2 protein-coding genes are annotated in these 1,371 nt (G+C 63.2%); both read left to right on the top strand.

The features are described from left to right. The coding region (locus FYJ91_RS20455; RefSeq protein WP_149524190.1) for a hypothetical protein at nt 1-327 on the top strand (327 nt) is incomplete at its 5' end. Between the two features lie 256 nt (nt 328-583). Next, complete coding sequence (locus FYJ91_RS20450) at nt 584-1,174, top strand: glycosyl hydrolase 108 family protein (protein ID WP_181008617.1); 591 nt, start codon at nt 584-586, stop codon at nt 1,172-1,174. The last annotated feature ends 197 nt before the right edge of the window (nt 1,175-1,371 follow it).

Below are 1,371 nucleotides of genomic sequence, written 5' to 3'. Positions count from 1 at the left end.
CCTGTCGTATGGGACTTCCTCGGCTATCATTTTCCGGCGGGACCGCTGGTTGTCGGCATCCTTGCCGTGATCATCACCCGTTGCATCGTGTTCCTCAACACTCGCGGTCACCGCCAGCTGTTCCTTGATCTGTTCGTATCGGCACTGTGCGCGCTGCTCACCGCGATCTGGGTGCAGGGGCACGATCTCGACCTGCTCGCGGCTGGCGTGTCTGGCATCGGGATCGCGAGCCTCGGCATCGGCGTGATCAGTGTCGCCAAGAGCGCGTTCGCCGGCCGGTTCAAGGCGGCGATCGATGCCTTCATCTCAGGCGTACCGCGCCCTTAAGGTTGGCCCCCCGGCGGAACCCCGGCGGGCCAACCGCGCCTGGCAGATTCGAGGAACCAGACGCGGCAAACCTTTGCGCTTGGAATGCTGCCGTGTCGAGTGGCCCGGCGGCTTAGTCCGCCGGGGGAAAAGGGAATCAAACCCCGGCGGACCTGTAAGCACACACGGCTTGGGAGCAAACCGCCCCGTCCAAACCCCCTTCAGTTTTCAATGTTCCGGCGCTGCTTTGCGGCGCGATCAATTGTGGAGGCCGAACATGAAGCCAGCCCTGTTCATCCGAAATTTCATCGAGACACATGAGGGCAAGCTCTCGCTCGATCCCGACGACACCGGCAACTGGTTCTATGAGAAGGGTCGCCCCGCTGTCCTGGTCGGCAGCAAGTTCGGCGTCACCGGTGCGGCGCTCGCGAAGTTTCGCGGCGTCAAGCGGATCACGCCCGGCCAGATGCGAGATCTGACCATCGAAGAGGCGGTCAACGTAGGTCTGAAGCTCTACTATGACGAGCCCGATATCGATCTGCTCCCTTGGAACCAGGTCACGGCCTCGATCATGGACATGCTGTGGGGTGCCGGCCCCGGCCAGGGCGCCAAGCTGATGCAGCGCATGATCGGCGTGAACCCGGATGGCAACATCGGGCAGCTGACGGCAGCGGCCTATGATCAGTTCCTCAAGGCGCATGGCCTCGAAAAGGCGGCGGTGATGTGGGCCGAAGTGCGCAATGCCTTCTACGAGCGCATCATCGCGTCGCGGCCGACGAATGCCAAATACCGCAGGGGCTGGCGCAATCGCACCGCCTCATTCCTGCCGGGCACGACCTGGTGGAAAAGCTGGGGGGCCCGGGCATGAAGCTGAAGACACTTGGCCGCATCCTGCTTGGCATCGCCGAGGCAGCGCCCACCATAATCGCCGCGATCCGGGCAATTCGAAAGCCGAAGACCCGGCCCGACGACGCGGCCGACTAACCTCCCCCAAAACGAAGGAGCTTCCGATGAAGATGATGATCCGGGCAGCAATTGCGCTGCTCGCGCTAAGCGTGTGCGCGC

Origin of the sequence: Sphingomonas montanisoli, from assembly GCF_008274695.1 — a bacterium.
In the GTDB taxonomy this organism is placed as follows: Bacteria; Pseudomonadota; Alphaproteobacteria; order Sphingomonadales; family Sphingomonadaceae; genus Rhizorhabdus; species Rhizorhabdus montanisoli.
The sequence above is the reverse complement of the archived record's forward strand: the minus strand, read 5'-3'. Positions and strand labels throughout refer to the sequence as shown.

What these genes read in the sequence shown, in the direction of transcription:
- FYJ91_RS20450 (WP_181008617.1), top strand. Translation starts at nt 584, where the DNA reads ATGAAGCCAGCCCTGTTCATCCGAAATTTCATCGAGACACATGAGGGC.